The following is a 16,615-nucleotide window of genomic DNA, read 5'->3' on the forward strand; positions in this document are numbered from 1 at the left end:
TGTTCGCTTTGGTTGCGATACCCTATGCGTCGGGCTTATCATCGCGCTCTGTCGAAAGAAACAGTGGGACGAAAATGGCCACGCTCAGCCGCACAGAACTCGCCGAACTTAATGTGTTCTCCATCATTTGCCGCAAGAAAAGTTTCCGGTTGGCGGCCGTGGAGCTCGGCGTCAGCACATCGGCTCTCAGCCACGCCATGCGTTCGCTTGAAGAGCGCCTCGGCGTAAAGCTGTTGAACAGAACCAACCGCTCGGTCGTTCCCACACCGGCAGGCGTGGCCCTGGTAACCGAACTCGATCGCGGATTCGACTACATCAAATCCGCCCTCTCGACATTGGAACCGTATCGCGATGAACCCATCGGCCACCTTCGCCTGAACATTCCGCATGATGCGCTCGATTTGCTCATCGCCCCCGTCATGGAAAGCTACGCCCAAACACATCCCAAAATAGCGCTGGAAGTGGCCGTCAATAACCATCAGGTAGACATCATCAAAGAAGGCTTCGACGCCGGCATCCGGTATGGCGAGATCATCCCCAAAGACATGATTGCCGTTCCTCTGACCGGCAGTCTGAAATGGGTCGTCGTCGCCGCTCCGGCCTATCTGGCAAAATATGGCGCGCCAGGCTCACCGTCGGAGTTGAAAGATCACAGTTGCATCAACATGCGATTGGGAGATGGCGCGGTATATCAATGGGAATTGGGCAACGATGAGGCGTTTTGCCGGTTGCCGGTGAATGGGCAATATATTTTCAGTGAAACCTCAATGATTATCAAAGCGGCGCTCGCCGGGCTGGGGTTGGCCTACTGTCTGGAAATGCAAATCGATGAACACTTGCGCACTGGCGAATTGCAATGCGTCATGCCCCATTGGTCGCATCTCAGCGCCCCCTTTATGATGTACTACCCCAGCCGCCGCCAGCTGCAACCAGGATTGCGGCCTTTGATTGAGCTGATAAAAGCGCGGCATCGCTCCCCTGGTTGATATCGGCTCAACGCTTCGTCAAAAAACATTCAATGCATTGTATTGTATTCTGTCAGTGATGTGCGGGAACGTTGAAATAAGGGTGTTCGTCCGCACGCAATATTATCCAGCCTGAGATAAAACATAGTGACACCGTCGCTTGAGCCATGAATGTTTTATTTCAGTGACCGGTTAATCACGCCTATCATTTACAGTGAGCGCAGTATGAACGCATTATATTTTGATCTGGAAGAAAGGAAAAAACACTTTCCTGACACCGCCGACTCTCTGATCGTCGATATGTACCTTGATGATACGCCGCAGGGCAGCGTCCGCCTGTTTCGCGTTTATGCCGAGGTTCCCGCACACTACCACCAACAATGTGATGAAATCTTGAACGTCGTGGAAGGCGCGCTGGAGTTTCAGGCCGGCAACGATGTCAAAAGAGTTTTAGCCGAAAACCAAATGGTGATATTTAAACGAAACACCGTTCACAGCATCAATCCTTTTAACGGCAAGCCCGTATATTTTTTATCTATCGATACACCTCGTCGGGAAGCCTCTGACGTGCACTTTATTAATCCTGCTCACGAACATTTAAAATTCATCAGCCATATTGGGTAAAGAATATGCGTAATTCACAACACCGGTTCACCAATGACGGCAACGCGATGCCTGCCATCGGATTCGGCGTCTGGCAGTCGCGAGGAGATGAATTGATCGGCGCCGTTCAATGCGCGCTTGATGCGGGCTATCGCCTCGTCGATACGGCCGCAATCTATGGCAACGAATCTGAAGTGGGCAGCGCAATAAAAACTGCGGGCGTGTGCCGGGAAGATATATTCATCACCACCAAGCTATGGAACGACCGGCATGACGACGTTGAGAACGCCTTCAACGAAAGCCTGACCAAGCTCGGTTGCGACTATGTCGATCTGTATTTGATTCACTGGCCGGTATCCGGGCAAAACCTGTTCGTTTCCGCCTGGGATGCCATGATAAAACTCCGCGACAGCGGGCGAGTCAAAAATATCGGGGTAAGCAACTTTTCCATCGAGCAAATACGCCGCCTGGAGGCTGAAACCGGCGTCCTGCCCGCAGTCAATCAACTGCAAATCCACCCTTTTAATCAGCAACGAGAGTTGGTTGATTGGCTGCGCACTCAGGGGATCATCACGCAGGCCTGGAGCCCGCTTGGCCACGGCAACCAAAACATATTAACCCACCCCGTCATCTTGAAAATTGCCGAACAGCAGCATAAAACCCCTGCCCAGATCGTATTACGCTGGCTGTATGAAAACCAAATCATTGCGCTGCCGAAATCCAGTACGCCGCAAAGAATACGGGAAAATATTGATATCTTTGACTTTAACCTGTCCACATCCGAACTGTCGGCGATAAACGCACTGGATCGCGGCCTCAACGTCGGCAACGATCCCGACGCCTTCAGGTAGCCGAGGCGGCCGGCGGCGCCACCGTCACCTCACCCTGGCCGCTGCGCTGCAAGGCCGCCTTCACCAGCCCGTTGGCCTTGCAGCGCTCGATAAAATCGTTCACGTAGGCGGCGCCCTGCGTTTTTTGCCGCGGCACCGCCATTGCCTGGCGGATAGCGGTGAAATGCCCGTCCAGCACCCGGTAGCCGGGATGGACGGCCGCAGCGGCCAGCAGCGGTTGGCGCACGCCGGCCGCCGCCTCCAGCCCCCGGTCGAAAAACAGCGCGATCGCCTCGGCAGAGGTTGCCGCCCGCACCAGTTGCGCCTGCTGCAGCGTGCGCGATAAAAACAGATCGTACGCCGCCCCCTGGCCGACCGCGATGCGCACCTCCGGCCTGTCGAGCTGCGCCACCTCAAAGTAAGGCGCGTCGTTCGCCACCAGGTAAGTCCCCTCGATGATCACGTACGGCTCGCTGAAGGCGATCTGCGCCGCGCGCACCGGCTCGATGGCCATAAACGCCAGGTTCCAGGCGCCGCTGTCCAGGTCGGCGAACACCTTGCCCGCCGCGTCATAGGTGACCAGTTCGAGCGCCACGCCCAGCTCCTGGGCCAGCGCGGCGGCCAGCTCCACCGAAGCGCCTTGCGGTTTGCCGCCGGCTCCGGCCTGCGCCAGCACCGGATTGCCGTAGTTGATCGCCGCGCGCAACACGCCTTGCGGGGCCAGATCGTCGAGTACCGCGGCGGGAATCGTCTGCATACTTCCTCCTGAATGGCTGATGGGCGCGCCGTCGTGGCGCTCATTAAGCGTAGAGCGAAACCTCCGACCAGCAAGCTTTCGCCGCCGAAGCCGCCGCCGGCGTGATTAACGTCACACTATTGTCATAAAAATGTACAATAGCCGCCGTTCGTCGGCCGTAGCGGGAGATTGCGCGTTGTTCCGCCGCCGGCAATAGGCTATACCCTTCACTTTTCGCGCCGCGGCACGCTCGGCGGCGCAGACCAGGGCAGCAACGGTTTTATTTCAATCAGACAGGGTTTGGCGGATGGTTTTAGCAGTCGTTTCGTTTGTTCTCTTTTTGGCGTCGATTTTGATTTATCGCACCCGGGCCGCCGCCAACCGCTGGTGGTTCGCCATTCTGCTGACGCTGCTCGGCAGCTATCTGGTGCTGAACGTCATCCTGATCGCCAGCAACTACTTCACCGGCGACGGCATCACCGACGCGGTGATCTACACCGTCACCAGCAGCCTCAAAGGCGCGGGCATCAGCAAATACGTGCTGCCGTTCATCGGCCTGCTGGCGGCGTTGGGGCTTATCTTCGCGGTGCTGGCTCGCAGCCTGCTGCGCCGCAAGGCCAAAGGCAGCAGCGTGGCCTACAGCATCGTCGCCGTGCTGCTGGCGCTGTTTTCGGTCGGCACCACCCCGGCGTTTCAGGACATCTCGCTGCTGGTCAAGAGCCAGATCGTCGGCGATACCGCCGATTTCAGCACCTACTACAAGGCGCCGAAAAAGACCGTGCAGGGCAAGCGGCCGAACCTGGTGTACATCTATGCCGAGAGCCTGGAGCGCACCTACTTCGACGCCGAGCTGTTCCCCGGCCTGGCCGACGAGCTGAACGCCCTGCGCACGGACAGCATCGATTTCAGCAACACCCAGCAGCTGCCGGGCACTGGTTACACCATCGCCGGCATGGTCGCCTCGCAGTGCGGCATTCCGCTGTTCGCGCCCTTCGACGGCAACGCCTCCAGCGCGGTCTCCACCTTCTACCCGGAGAACGTCTGCCTGGGCGACGTGCTGAAGGCCGCCGGCTACAGCAACTATTTCTATCAGGGCGCCGAGCTGGCGTTCGCCGGTAAAGACACCTTCCTGAAATCCCACGGCTTCGACCACGTTTACGGCTTCAAAGAGCTGCGCGAACAGGTCGCCGATCCGAGCTACAAAAACGACTGGGGCTGGTACGACGACAGCGTGCTGGACGTGGTGTACGGCAAGTTCGTCGAGCTGTCCAAGCAGCGCCAACCGTTCTCGCTGTTTACCCTGACCGTCGACACCCATCACCCGGACGGCTTTATCTCCGCCGGCTGCAGCAAGAAAAGTTACGCCTGGCAGAATAAAGAAAATCGCTCGCTAAGCGCGGTGGCCTGCAGCCAGCAACACATCGCCGCGCTGATCGACAAGATCAAACGCTCGCCCTATTTCAGCAACACCGTGATCGTGGTGTCCTCCGATCATCTGGCGATGAACAACACCGCCTACGATATCCTGGCCAAACAGAAGCGCCGCAACCTGTTCTTCATCATCGACGGCACCCGGCCGCTGGCGGAGCAGCGCAACGAGAAGCGCAGCACGCTGGACAACGGCGCCACGGTGCTGGACGTGATGGGCGGCGACAACTACATCGGCCTCGGCCGCAGCAGCCTGTCGGCGCCGTCGCTGTCTACGGTGTTCCTGAACATCGAAGAGAAGATCAACGGCTGGAAACCGGCGGTGATCAACCAGTGGGGCCTGCCGAACCGCATCAGCGACTACAGCGTCGATACGCGCCAGCGCAGCTTCAGCTTCTCCGGCGTCACCTACAAGGTGCCGTTCATTCTGCGGGTAGGCGATAACCGCATCGAACCGATGTTCAACGTCTACCTTTCCGCCCCGCTGCGCAAACAGCTGGCCGGGCTGGGCGCGGGGGAAAAATTCGTCTGGGTCGATAAATGCTATGAGATCGGCCGGGTCTGGGCGCCGCAGCTGGCGCTAAGCACCGACATCTGCGTGGCCTCCGGCACCCTGGCCTCACCGCCGCAGATCGTGCAGGCCAGCGGCGAACGCTTCCGCAGCAAGGTGAGCTTTACCGCCCCGGCGGCGGACAGCGTCGCCGATTATCAAAACGCCGTTGCTCGCCTGCAGGTGGACGACGCGGCGATGAAGTACCGGGCGGACAGCATCGAGTTCATGCTGCCCGGCCTGCCGGAGCAGGTGAAAGCCATCACCGGCGTTTCCGGCGTCGAGGAGTGGGGCCGCTGGTCCGATGCCAACCTGGCGCCGGCGGTCGACATCGATTACGTCGATCCGCTGCCGAAGCGCTTCGATCTGGTGCTGCGCGCCCGCGCCTACGGCAATAACGTCGGCGAACCGATTTCGGTGCGCGTCGGCGACGAAGAGCGCTTCGTGTCGCTCGGCGAACAGGACAGCACCGTCACCCTGCGCTTCGACAACCCGCGCGGCGCGCAGAAGATCAGCATTACCCCGCCGGCCCCCACCGAGCCGAAAGAGAGCGCCAGCGGTGGCTTTACGCCGAAGAAGCTGGGCATCGGCCTGGTGTCGTTGAAGGTCGAGGCGGCCGCCCCCGCCTCCTGATCCCCGCGCCTTCACGGGCGCGGTATTTTCTTTGCCGCGCCCGTCATTTCGACCAAGCTTTTACGCCCTTCTTCGGCTAACCTGTGACGGTAAAACGCCGCAACCCCGCCACAGAGCCGGGACATCCAAGGAGAAAGTATGAGCTATGCCCCACCTCGCAGCGGCCTCAGCGCCGATCAGGCACTCGATCAACTGGAAGCCCTGTATGACGCCGCGGTAGACGCGCTGCGTCAGGCGGTCGGCGACTTTATCAGCCACGGCACGCTGCCGGATGCGCAGGCGCGCGCCGCCGGGCTGTTCGTGTATCCCGAACTGCGCGTCAGCTGGGACGGGCAGCAATCCGGCCCGAGCAAAACCCGCGCCTTCGGCCGCTTCACCCATCCCGGCAGCTACAGCACCACCGTGACCCGGCCGCAGCTGTTCCGCCACTATCTGGCCGAACAGCTGGCGATGCTGGAGCACGATTACGCCGCCCATATCGAAGTGGCGCCGTCGCAGCAGGAGATCCCGTTCCCTTACGTGATCGACGGCTCCAGCCTGGCGCTCGATCGCTCGATGAGCGCCGGCATCGCGCAGCATTTCCCCACCACCGAGCTGGCGCAGATCGGTGACGAAACCGCCGACGGCCTGTACCACACCACCGACAACCATTTCCCGCTGTCGCATTTCGATGCGCTGCGCGCGGATTTCTCGCTGGCGCGGCTGCGGCACTACACCGGCACGCCGGTGGAGCACTTCCAGCCGTTCGTGCTGTTCACCAACTACACCCGCTATGTGGATGAGTTCGTGCGCTGGGCCTGCGCGCAAATCGCCGATCCGGCCAGCCCGTACATCGCGCTCTCCAGCGCCGGCGGCACCTATATCACGCCGGAAACCCGCGCGCCCGAACAGGCGGTGTCCGATCTGGCGTGGAAAAACCACCAGATGCCGGCCTATCACCTGATTTCGCGCACCGGCCAGGGCATCACGCTGATCAACATCGGCGTCGGCCCGTCCAACGCCAAAACCATCTGCGATCACCTGGCGGTGCTGCGCCCGAGCGCCTGGCTGATGATCGGCCACTGCGGCGGCCTGCGCGAAAGCCAGAAGATCGGCGATTATGTGCTGGCCCACGCCTATCTGCGCGACGATCACGTGCTAGATGCGGTGCTGCCGCCGGATATCCCGATCCCGAGCATCGCCGAGGTGCAGCGTGCCCTGTACGACGCCACCAAGATGGTCAGCGGCATGCCCGGCGAAGAGGTCAAACAGCGTTTGCGCACCGGCACCGTGGTCACCACCGACGACCGCAACTGGGAGCTGCGCTATTCCGCTTCGGCGCGGCGCTTCAACCTCAGCCGCGCGGTGGCGGTCGACATGGAGAGCGCCACCATCGCCGCTCAGGGTTACCGCTTCCGGGTGCCGTACGGCACGCTGCTGTGCGTCTCCGACAAACCGCTGCACGGCGAAATAAAACTGCCGGGCCAGGCCAACCGCTTCTATGAAGGGGCGATCTCCGAGCACCTGCAGATCGGAATCTGCGCCATCGATCTGCTGCGCGCCGAGGGCGATCGTCTGCACTCACGCAAGCTGCGCACCTTCAACGAACCGCCGTTCCGATAACGGTTCTCAGGCCCGCTGCGGCGGGCCGTTTTTTCCTCAACGCACCAGCGCCAGCGCGCGTTTCTCCTGGCTGCGGCCGCCGGCGATCGACAGCAGCAGGTCTTTCACCAGCAGCGCCGGGGCGGACAGCGCCTGTTGGCCCGACATGCACAGCGACAGCGGCACCGACATCGTCGGCGCATTGATGCGCGCCATCCAGGCCTTGGCCGGGCCGATCATCGCGCGCGCCACCGATTCCGGCAGCACGGTCGCCCCCAGCCCGCTGGCGATCGCGGCGCTCAGCGCGCCCGAGGATTCGATCTCTCCCACCACGTTGACAGCCAGCTTGCGCAGCGCCATCGCCTCTTCCAGCTGATTGCGCACCGCATCGCCCTCGCGCGGCAGGAACAGGTTTAGCCGCGCCACGTCCAGCAGCTCGACGCTGTTGCCGGGATGCGGCACCGCGCGCGTCGCCACCAGATAAAGATCTTCTCGCATCAGTGCGATGGCGTGCAGCCCGGCGGGCATTTTGGCGCCGTAGACCATCGCCATGTCCAGCGTCTGGTTAGCCACCTGCCCGGCCAGCGTCGCGCCGCCGTTTTCATGCAGGCTGAGCAGGATACCCGGCTGCTGATCGCGCAGGCTTTGCAGCAGCGGCAACGCCAGCTGCGCCGCTGTGCTGCCCGACGCCAGCCCGAGAGACACCTGGCCGCTCATCGCCTGCCCGGCGCTGTTGACCGCACTCTGCGCCTGCTCGCACTGGCGCAGAATGGTCTGCGCGTGGGCATACAGAATGTTGCCGGCCTCGGTCGGCTGCACGCCGCGCTTGGTGCGGATCAGCAGCTGTTGCTTCAGCTCCCCCTCCAGCGTCGCCAGCTGCTGGCTGAGCGCCGGCTGGGCGATGTGCAACACCTCCGCCGCCTGGGTCAGGCTGCCGATATCGACGATTTTCACGAAGTACTTCAGACGTCTGAAATTCATAGTGCCTCCAGCGAGCCGCTAAATTGAGAATGCCGAAATCCGGTCAGGCAACCACAGCAAGATCCAGGCCAGAATCGGTAAACGGCCACGGAAGCGGGATATACGGCGGCCAACAGCCGTTCGCCGGGCGGCGCACGCCACCGCGCAGGGCAGCCGTTGCACCATCGGCAGGCAAATGCGCCAAACAACGGGCAATCCGGCGGCGCTGCGCGCGGGATAAGCGACAAAAGCGAGAAAAAGCAGCAGGTTGGGCAATCTTGCAGCAAACGAGCGCATCGGGCGCTTTCACGCTTTACAAGCCGCAACCGCCCCGCTATTATTCGCCCCGTTCACACGATTCCTCTGTAGTTCAGTCGGTAGAACGGCGGACTGTTAATCCGTATGTCACTGGTTCGAGTCCAGTCAGAGGAGCCATATTTAGAGAAGCCCGCTCAGGGAAACCCGAGCGGGCTTTTTGCTTTCTGCCGCCGTCAAAAGCTGCGTTTCGCCACCAGATAGGCGCCCGCCACCAGCAGCAGGGCGCCGAACAGCGCCGGCAGATTGTCGCGCAGCGCCGCCGGGCCGGCGCGGTAGACGTCCACCAGCAGCCCCATGCACAGCTGGCTGGCGACCAGGATCGAGATGGTGGCCGCCGCGCCCAGTTTTTGGTAACCCAGGATGCCGGCGAACACGAACAGCGATCCCAACAGCCCCGGCAGCAGCATCCACCACCTGGCGGCGCCGGTCACTTCCGCCACCGCGCCGAGGCCGTTTTTGGCCAGCAACAACCCCACCAGCAGCAGCAAACCGACGCTGGAGTTGATCACCAGCGTGATAAGGATGGTCGAGACGCTTTCGGTAATGCGCACCATCAGCAGATTCTGCACCACCAGCCCCATTCCCGCCGCGATCAGCAGCAATAGCATATTCATCGCCCTGTCTCCAGGATCAGCGCGCCGGCGGCGTGGCCCGCTCGTCGAGCGTCAGCTGCAGGAAAGTCAGATCCAGCCATTGACCAAATTTGGCGCCCACCTGCTCCATGCGCCCCACCTCGCGGAACCCGAGCGCCAGGTGCAGCTTAATCGAGGCCTGATTGCCGGATTCGATACCGGCCACCATCACGTGCTTGCCGATCTCCCGCGCCCGTGCGATCAGGGCGATCAACAGCGCTTTGCCAATCCCTTCACCGCGATGCGCCTGATGGACATACACCGAGTGTTCTACGGTATGGCGATAGCCGTCCCAGGCGCGCCAGTCGCCGAACGACGCGTAGCCGATCGCCTCGTCCGCGCCGTTCACCGCCACCAGCACCGGGTAGCCCGCCGCCTGCCGTTCGCCGATCCACGCCGCGCGGTTGGCCGCATCCACGGTTTGTTCATTCCAGATGGCGGTGCTGTTCAACACCGCGTCGTTATAGATGGCGGCAATCGCCGCGCTATCGTTGAGCGTCGCATTTCGTATAATCATGGTTTACCCCGGCTAATTGTCCACTATAATACTACGATATGAATATTAAATTAGACAATCTAAATCAGCTGATCGGCGCACGCATTCGCCTTGAGCGCGAGGCGCGCCACTGGTCGCTGTCCGATCTGGCCGAGCAGGCGGGCGTCTCACGGGCGATGGTTCATAAGATCGAGCGCGGCGAGAGCAGCCCGACGGCGATGCTGCTGGCCAGGCTGGCGGGGGCGTTCGGCCTCAGCATGTCCAAGCTCATCGCCCGGGCGGAAACGCAGGAAGGCCGGCTGCTGCGCCGGGAAGATCAGCCGGTCTGGGTCGATCCGCAGAGCGGCTACGTGCGGCGCCACGTGTCGCCGCGCACCGATCTGCCGCTCGATCTGGTGCGTATCGAACTGCCGGCCGGCGCGACGATCCCGATGCCGGCTTCGGTGTATGCCTTCAAGCGTCAGCTGATCTGGGTTTTATCCGGCGAGTTGGTCTTTGTGGAAGGTGACGCGCGCCATGACATGGCCGAGGGAGACTGCCTGGAGCTCGGCCCACCGGCGGACTGCCGCTTTGAAAACCAGAGCGATCAACCGTGCGTGTATATGGTGGCGGTGCTGAGCGCCGCCTGACGCCCCGCCCGCGCTAGCCCTGCGTCGGCCGGTTATAGCCGGCGCGGAAAAACTTCTCCGCCAGCCGGCTGTCGCCGCCGGAAAAAAACTCGCTCATCGGCTCGCTGCCGAGGCCATAGGCGCGGCTCAGCTGCCCGGCTTCGAACGCCGCCCGATTCTCGTCGCCGCAGCGCTGCGCCAAATGGTGCGCATAGCCGAGCACAAAGCCGCGCTTGTAGTCGGAGCAAAAGCGCGACAGCTCCGTCTCCGGCTTCAGACTCTCCGCCTTTAACCCCGCCAACAGCCCTTTGCCAAAATGGTCAACCACGGTTTCCTCCTCATTACGCCATCGCTATATAACAAAATATACAGCGAATGAGCGAACGAGAACATACTCCCTAAGTTTTACTCGCCGCATAAAAAAGGCCCGCCAAGCGGGCCTCGGCAAGAACGGGCGATCACAGCGTGAAATTCAGCCCTTCGCTGACGGTCTTGCCCAGCGGCAGGCGGCCCGACGGCGCCTCTTTTTCCTGCAGGAAATCTGGCAGGCGGGCTTTGTCACCCGGTTTGCCGATCGCCACCATGGCGTGCACCGCATAGTCGTCCGGCAGCTGCAGCGCCGCTTTGATCTTGTCGTGGTGAATGCCGCTCATGCAGTGGGTCAGCCAGCCTTTCAGGTGCGCCTGATGCGCCAGGCTGGCCCAGGCGGCGCCGGTATCGAACGCGTGGGTCGGGTTGTCCACCAGCCGTTCGCCGTTCAGGCTGGTGGTTTTGGAGACGATCACCACCAGCGCCGAGGCGTGCTGCGCCCAGCCGCGGTTGAAGTCGATCAGGAATTCCAGGTAGTTCTCCCAGCTGTCGGAACCGTGCTTGCTATAGGCAAAGCGCCACGGCTGAATGTTGTAGGCCGAAGGCGACCAGCGCGCCGCTTCAAAAAAGCTCAGCAGCGTTTGATCGTCGATGGCGTCGTTGGCCATCGCGCGCGGCGACCAGCGTTCGATAAATTGCGCATCAATCGGATAATCGGAAGTTCTTGGCTGGTTCATAGTCGGTTCTCGCAGTGAAGTAAAAACAAAAGTTCGCTGATATTCCCACAGCTTAGGGCGATAAAACTTTTATTTCGTGCCATTGCCCTGCGGCAGCTCCTGCTGCAGCCAGGCGAGAAACGCCCTGACCGGCGGATGCCGCTCGCGCCCCGGCGCGCACAGCACGCTGTACGCGGCGCCCGGTACGCGCACCTCCGGCCGGTACGCCACCAGCAGACCGTTGTCCACCATATCGGACACCATCACCGAGCTCGCGAGCACTATCCCCTGCCCGGCCACCGCCGCCTGCAGGGCGTAATGCTCCTCGTGATAGCTGCGCATCGCCGCATGGCGCTGCCACCAGTCCACGCCGGCGGCCCGGCACCAGTCGCGCCAGCCGCTGTCGTACAGCGCCGAATCCCCCCATTTGACGGTGATCAGCACCGGGTTTTCCGGTTCGGCGGCGGCCAGCCCCGGCGCCGCGTAGACGCCAAAGCTTTCCTCCAGCCGCGCCGTCTGATGCAGCGCGGGATAGTGCGCGCGGCTGTAGCGCACCGCCACGTCCACGCTGGCGTCCTGCTGCAGATCGATCACCTCGGCGCAGGCCTCCAGGCGCACCAGATAGTGCGGGTAGGCCTGGTAGAAACGCCCCAGGCGTGGCACCAGCCACAGCGCCGCGAAAGAGTGCGTGACCGAGACGCACAGCGATCCGGTACTGGGCTGCGGCCGCAGGCCTTCGAGCGTAGCGGCGACGTCCAGCAGCGCGCCGTGCACCCCGGCAAACAGCGTTTCGCCTTTCGGCGTCAGCCGCACGCCGCGCGGCACCCGCTCGAACAGCGCAAACCCCAACTGTTGCTCCAGCGCTTTGATCTGGTGCGAAATCGCCGTCGGCGTCACCGCCAGCTCGGCCGCCGCCAGCTTGAAGCTGCGCAGGCGAGCGGCAGATTCAAAGGTGCGTAATGCGTTGACGGGCAGCGTGGCGAACATGGCGAAACCTCTAGAGATGAGTTGAGCTCATCCTGGCAGAAAAGCCGTCATTTGTCGCCTGCCACTACTTGTTTCTAGAGTAGAGCTGAATTCACTTCATACCGAGGAACATGACATGAGTACAACTCATCAATCCAAACGTTTGGTGGTGCTGGTCGGCAGCCCGCGCCGCGACGGCAACAGCGCCACGCTGGCGCAGGCGATCATGGCGGGCGCCGCCGAAGCCGGCACGTCCGCCAGCCTGCATTTTCTCGATGATTACCTGAGCAGTTTTCTGAGCGATGAGCGCCATACGCCGCCGCCGGCCGATCGCTACGCCGAACTGTTTCTGGAGCACTTCCTGCCGTCCGACGGCGCGGTATTCTGCACGCCGATTTACTGGTACGGCATGTCGGCGCAAACCAAGGCCTTTTTCGATCGCTCGTTCAGCTTCTATTCCAACGCCTACCCTCAGGCGGAACAGGTGCACCAACGCATGAGCGGCAAACGCATCGGGCTGGCGGTAGCGTCGGAAGAGACCTACCCCGGCGCGGCGTTGGGCATCGTACATCAGATCCAGGAGTTCAGCCGCTACACCCATTCCGCATTCGTTGGGCTGGTGCACGGCGCCGGCAATCAGCGCGGCGAGATCGCCCGCGATCCACGCAATCCGCTGCAGGCCGCCCGCGAGCTGGGGCGCGAGTTTTTCACTCGCCCCTATTCGGATTATCAGATGGACAGCCCGCGCAGCACGCAGGTGTGGGAGGAGTAAGCGCGGCGCCCGGAGGCAATTGCAAGCATAACGTTAGCATCTGTCGCAATCTGTTGCGGGCCATTGGCCCGCCGTTGCCGCGCTTGTATGATACGACGCGGCGCCAGACGGTGGCCGCCGATCTCAAGCGGAAGCGAACTGCAATGTCTAAACAGTGGAAAATAGCGGCGGCCAACGCCTGTTTATGTCTCTATACCCGCATCGCGGGCAATTTCCGGCCCGCAGCGAGCTTCGATCCGCAGCAATCCTTTGAACGCATCGTGATTTTCTCCACCAGCGCCCTCGGCGATCTGATGTTCAATACGCCCGCCATCCGCGCACTGTGCGAACGCTATCCCGGCGCGCAAATCACGCTGGTCTCCAGCCATAAAAACCGGCAGCTGGTCGAAGGCAGCCCCTGCTTTCATGACGTGATTTACTGGGACCACAAGGCCAAAGACATGTTGGGCGTTATCCGGCGCCTGCGAAGAAACCGGCCTCAGCTGGCGGTCATCCTGCACTCGAAGGCGCCTTACGATGTGCTGGTCGCCATCGCCGCCGGTTGCCAATACCTGTTCAAAGACGTTTACGGCAACAAACCGAGCGGCATGGAGCGCTGGCTGACCGGCGTCAGCCACAGCAGCGACGGCCATTTGATTCAGCGCAAGCTGGATATGGTGGGGCAATTGGGATGCCGTACCGACAATCCTGACATGTTCATCCCGGTCGCTTTTCCCGCGCTGGCGAAACCGGCGGGCAAGATCCTGATCGGCTTTCAGATGGGCGCCTCCGAAACGCTGCGCCGCTGGCCGGTCGACCGCTTTATTGAGCTGGCGCAACGGCTGCTGGCGCACTCCCCCGACTGTCAGATCGCGTTGATTGGCAGCAAGGCGGAGCACAGCCTCGAGCGGGAGTTTATGGCGGGTTTGAGCGAGGCGCAGCAACAGCGGGTAGTAAGCCATATCGGCGCGACCACGCTACCGCAACTGCTGGCGACGATCGCCAATCTGCAGGTACTGGTGACCGGCGATACCGGCCCGCTCCACCTCGCCGTGGCGTTGAAAACCGCCACCGTCAGCCTGTTCGTCACCGCTAACCCGCGGCATACCGGCCCCTATCAGGACAGCGAACGGCATCAGGTGATGCACGTGCCGGTTGACAGCGTCGCGCTGAGTGCCGCTGAGCGACGCCAACCGCTCAGCATCATCGCGGCGGAACAGGTGCTGGAGAAGACGCTAGCGGCGCTGCCGTCCGCACAGTCCCGATCCGTTTAGGCTGCGACAGCAGCAACGCCAGCGGCAGCCAAAACAGGTACCAAAACTCCGCCGGATTGGCGATCACAAACATGCCCTGCGAACTGTAGAACACCAGCATAAACAGAAACAGGCCCGCCTCCCAGCGCCGCCCTGCGCGCCAGTGTGCGATGGCGAGCCGCGCGCCGTATCCCAGCAGCGCCAGCAGCAACAGGAAACCCACGCAGCCGCCCTTCAGCAACGCGCCGAGGTACAGACTGTGCGTGGTGTGGTTCAACTCGCCGGTGTAATTGAGAAAGTTAAGCTGCTTGTCAAAGCCGTAGCCGAAGAACGGCGCCTGTTCTATCAGCGCCAGGCTGTGGCGCCAGATGCTGATGCGAACAAAGCTCTGTTGATACAGCTCGCCAAAGCGCGTCAGCAACATTTCGCCGATCGCACTGTAAACGACGGCGAGAACCACAGCCAGCGCGCCGGGCAACAGAAACCACAGCCACCGTCCCGGCCGGTGTCGATAAGGCATCGCCACCACCACCGCGAGCGCCAGCGCGATCAGCGGGCCGCGGCTTTGCGTCAGCACCATGAATGCCAGCAGCGGCGGGATAAAGCACAGCGCCGCTTTTTGCCCGGTATCGCGGAAAATCATCAGGCTCAACAAAATGGCGATGGCGGCGTAACCGGCCAGATCGATCACGTTGCTCGGCCCCGGATTGCGGGCGGTGGTTTCCCGCAGATGATAAATCGACGGGGCGTCGACCAGCGTCAGATACAAGCACAGCGCCGTCATGCCGGCCAGCATCGCCCACTGCAGTTGATGACGCCGCTCACCGTCGAGCAGCGTCACCAGCCAGGCGAGATAGAGCAGGATATAAGCGCTGTGGGTCAGGGCCGACGGCATGTCGCCCGGCGTCTCGCCCCACAGCTCGCTGAGGGAATAATAAAGCAAAAATATCAGCGCCAGCCCGCCGCCCCTGCGCGCCTGACGATTGTCCCACAGCTGCCGCCGCAGCGGCGGCCAGGTGAACACGGCGGCCAGCCACAGCAGCGCCGCCAGATGAAACAGGTTATTGACGCGGGTCTGCCCGCAAAAGATCGCGCTGAAAAACGCGAAGGCTAAAAACAGCGCGCTACCAAAGCGATAACACCGCTCAGGCTTGCTGAAAGTAAACATTGCCGTCCACCTTCTCGAAGATATCGCTGCCGATAGCGCTGTGCAGGGAGAGGTTTTTAATCGCGATCTGCTGCTTTTTCATGATCGCGCCGGCGTGTCGAAAAGCGGGGATCACCAGCGACGCCACCTTGTCCGCCAGGAACGTCGGCAAGCGATCCTGCTCGGTTTCGTAAAAGCGCGGCTGGTGGAAGTTGTTCATGTCCAGTCCGGCGATAAACAGCTGCTTGAAGCCGAGATAGGCGATGATTTGCAGCGCCCAATAGGCCACGGTGCCGGCATCGAAAATGCCACAGCGGATATCCTGGCTGAAGCCGAGCGTGCGGTTCGCGATGCAAAACTCCACCCCGTTTTCCCGGCAGTAGTGATCCCACAGCGCGCCGCTGTCGATCCGGGGACGGTAAATCTTGCAGGCCGCGTCTTCGACAATCGCCAATCGGCAGCCGATCGCCGCCTGTCCAAAACGATCGAGAATGCGCGCCACGCCGTGCACGGTGGTGAACAGCGTCAGCGCCGGCCGTTGAATGACATCGCGCACGATCTCCGGGCGGTTATCGATAAACCCCATGTCCACGATGACGTAGAAGTGAAAATCCACCTGCCGATGCAGGCAATAGGCGCCGTTGACCCCGATCGCGGGCATGGCGGGAATATTTTCGAAACGCAGCGCCTTCACCGACGGGCCGGTAGCCGTCAACAACGCCGGCCCCCGGCAACTGTTGCGCAGTTCGCTCAGCGGGACGATCGGCACCGGCCGGTGCTTGTACCATAAGGCGGCGATTTCACCGCCCTCGCCGCGCGCAATCTTCACGTAGGGCCAGAGGTTTTCGTTATGCCGATAAGGGCGCGCGTGGGAATAGCGGTAGATCTGCTTAAAAAAAGAGCCCATGGTGGCGATGTCCTGTCCAGAGTGCGTGACGATACCTACAGAGGCATCTTTCTGTATGCTCAGAATTTAAAAACGTGTCAGCACTGGCCAGGCCGCACAGCGAGTATCTAAATATTCGTTTAGTGAGGCAATTTTTGTAATTTGAATTATTAGTCAGCGTAGCGGCAAGAAATGTGTCGAAGTGTTATTTGAATGAGGAACTGTTGCCGTGCGTAAAAATACCGTG

The 16,615-nt window shown here is 61.6% G+C and carries 17 protein-coding genes and 1 tRNA gene; 9 read left to right on the forward strand and 9 right to left on the reverse strand.

What is annotated here, in order from left to right; genetic code table 11:
• Positions 1-74: 74 nt before the first annotated feature.
• The 3 genes from SSARUM_RS15300 (at position 75) to SSARUM_RS15310 (ending at position 2,419) form a co-directional block, all read left to right on the forward strand.
• Positions 75-986, forward strand: coding sequence for a LysR family transcriptional regulator (locus tag SSARUM_RS15300; RefSeq protein WP_033647905.1), 912 nt, complete (start codon positions 75-77; stop codon positions 984-986).
• Positions 987-1,190: 204 nt separating this feature from the next.
• Positions 1,191-1,589: a cupin domain-containing protein gene (locus tag SSARUM_RS15305; RefSeq protein ID WP_060430620.1), complete on the forward strand. Its 399-nt coding sequence runs from the start codon at positions 1,191-1,193 to the stop codon at positions 1,587-1,589.
• Positions 1,590-1,594: 5 nt separating this feature from the next.
• Positions 1,595-2,419, forward strand: a complete 825-nt coding sequence (locus SSARUM_RS15310) for an aldo/keto reductase (RefSeq protein ID WP_033647906.1) — start codon at positions 1,595-1,597, stop codon at positions 2,417-2,419.
• On the opposite strand, the gene SSARUM_RS15315 is transcribed toward SSARUM_RS15310, so the two are convergent.
• Positions 2,412-3,155 carry a transporter substrate-binding domain-containing protein gene (locus SSARUM_RS15315; RefSeq protein WP_033647907.1) on the reverse strand — a complete coding sequence of 248 codons (744 nt, stop codon included), beginning with the start codon at positions 3,153-3,155 and terminating at the stop codon, positions 2,412-2,414. The genes SSARUM_RS15310 and SSARUM_RS15315 overlap by 8 nt on opposite strands.
• Positions 3,156-3,441: 286 nt before the next feature.
• Between SSARUM_RS15315 and opgB the strand changes: the two genes are divergently transcribed.
• On the forward strand, positions 3,442-5,745 hold the full coding sequence (gene opgB, locus SSARUM_RS15320) for a phosphatidylglycerol--membrane-oligosaccharide glycerophosphotransferase (RefSeq protein ID WP_060430284.1): 2,304 nt from the start codon (positions 3,442-3,444) through the stop codon (positions 5,743-5,745).
• Positions 5,746-5,883: 138 nt separating this feature from the next.
• Positions 5,884-7,347 (forward strand): AMP nucleosidase, encoded by a 1,464-nt coding sequence (locus SSARUM_RS15325; protein WP_060430286.1) that lies wholly within the window; start codon positions 5,884-5,886, stop codon positions 7,345-7,347.
• A gap of 36 nt (positions 7,348-7,383) precedes the next feature.
• Here the strand turns inward: SSARUM_RS15325 and nac are convergent, their stop codons facing one another.
• Positions 7,384-8,307, reverse strand: coding sequence for a nitrogen assimilation transcriptional regulator NAC (gene nac / locus SSARUM_RS15330; protein ID WP_039565289.1), 924 nt, complete (start codon positions 8,305-8,307; stop codon positions 7,384-7,386).
• A gap of 338 nt (positions 8,308-8,645) precedes the next feature.
• Here nac and SSARUM_RS15335 point away from each other — a divergent pair.
• Positions 8,646-8,721, forward strand: a tRNA-Asn gene (locus SSARUM_RS15335).
• A gap of 56 nt (positions 8,722-8,777) precedes the next feature.
• Here the strand turns inward: SSARUM_RS15335 and SSARUM_RS15340 are convergent.
• Together SSARUM_RS15340 and SSARUM_RS15345 are read right to left on the reverse strand one after the other, a co-directional pair.
• Complete coding sequence (locus SSARUM_RS15340; RefSeq protein ID WP_033647911.1) at positions 8,778-9,218, reverse strand: DMT family transporter; 441 nt, start codon at positions 9,216-9,218, stop codon at positions 8,778-8,780.
• 16 nt (positions 9,219-9,234) lie between these two features.
• Positions 9,235-9,753, reverse strand: coding sequence for a GNAT family N-acetyltransferase (locus SSARUM_RS15345; protein WP_033647912.1), 519 nt, complete (start codon positions 9,751-9,753; stop codon positions 9,235-9,237).
• A gap of 38 nt (positions 9,754-9,791) precedes the next feature.
• On the opposite strand from SSARUM_RS15345, the gene SSARUM_RS15350 reads away from it, so the two are divergent.
• Positions 9,792-10,361 carry a helix-turn-helix domain-containing protein gene (locus SSARUM_RS15350; protein WP_060430288.1) on the forward strand — a complete coding sequence of 190 codons (570 nt, stop codon included), beginning with the start codon at positions 9,792-9,794 and terminating at the stop codon, positions 10,359-10,361.
• A 13-nt stretch (positions 10,362-10,374) separates the two neighbouring features.
• Here the strand turns inward: SSARUM_RS15350 and SSARUM_RS15355 are convergent, their stop codons facing one another.
• The 3 genes from SSARUM_RS15355 to SSARUM_RS15365 form a co-directional block, all read right to left on the reverse strand.
• Entirely contained in the window at positions 10,375-10,668 is a 294-nt protein-coding gene (locus SSARUM_RS15355) for a DUF2623 family protein (protein WP_033647914.1), read from the reverse strand.
• Between the two features lie 130 nt (positions 10,669-10,798).
• Entirely contained in the window at positions 10,799-11,386 is a 588-nt protein-coding gene (locus tag SSARUM_RS15360; protein WP_039565279.1) for a nitroreductase family protein, read from the reverse strand.
• A 69-nt stretch (positions 11,387-11,455) separates the two neighbouring features.
• Positions 11,456-12,352, reverse strand: a complete 897-nt coding sequence (locus tag SSARUM_RS15365; protein WP_039565277.1) for a LysR substrate-binding domain-containing protein — start codon at positions 12,350-12,352, stop codon at positions 11,456-11,458.
• A 115-nt stretch (positions 12,353-12,467) separates the two neighbouring features.
• On the opposite strand from SSARUM_RS15365, the gene SSARUM_RS15370 reads away from it, so the two are divergent.
• Entirely contained in the window at positions 12,468-13,103 is a 636-nt protein-coding gene (locus tag SSARUM_RS15370; protein ID WP_060427804.1) for a flavodoxin family protein, read from the forward strand.
• A 143-nt stretch (positions 13,104-13,246) separates the two neighbouring features.
• Positions 13,247-14,356: a glycosyltransferase family 9 protein gene (locus tag SSARUM_RS15375; protein WP_060388003.1), complete on the forward strand. Its 1,110-nt coding sequence runs from the start codon at positions 13,247-13,249 to the stop codon at positions 14,354-14,356.
• Here SSARUM_RS15375 and SSARUM_RS15380 read toward each other — a convergent pair.
• Together SSARUM_RS15380 and SSARUM_RS15385 are read right to left on the reverse strand one after the other, a co-directional pair.
• Positions 14,286-15,503, reverse strand: a complete 1,218-nt coding sequence (locus SSARUM_RS15380; RefSeq protein ID WP_060388004.1) for an O-antigen ligase family protein — start codon at positions 15,501-15,503, stop codon at positions 14,286-14,288. The genes SSARUM_RS15375 and SSARUM_RS15380 overlap by 71 nt on opposite strands.
• Positions 15,481-16,389, reverse strand: coding sequence for a hypothetical protein (locus SSARUM_RS15385; protein ID WP_060388005.1), 909 nt, complete (start codon positions 16,387-16,389; stop codon positions 15,481-15,483). Before SSARUM_RS15385 ends, SSARUM_RS15380 begins: the two co-directional genes overlap by 23 nt.
• Positions 16,390-16,615: the final 226 nt, after the last annotated feature.

The sequence above is a fragment of the Serratia sarumanii genome (genome assembly GCF_029962605.1).
Classification (GTDB): domain Bacteria; phylum Pseudomonadota; class Gammaproteobacteria; order Enterobacterales; family Enterobacteriaceae; genus Serratia; species Serratia sarumanii.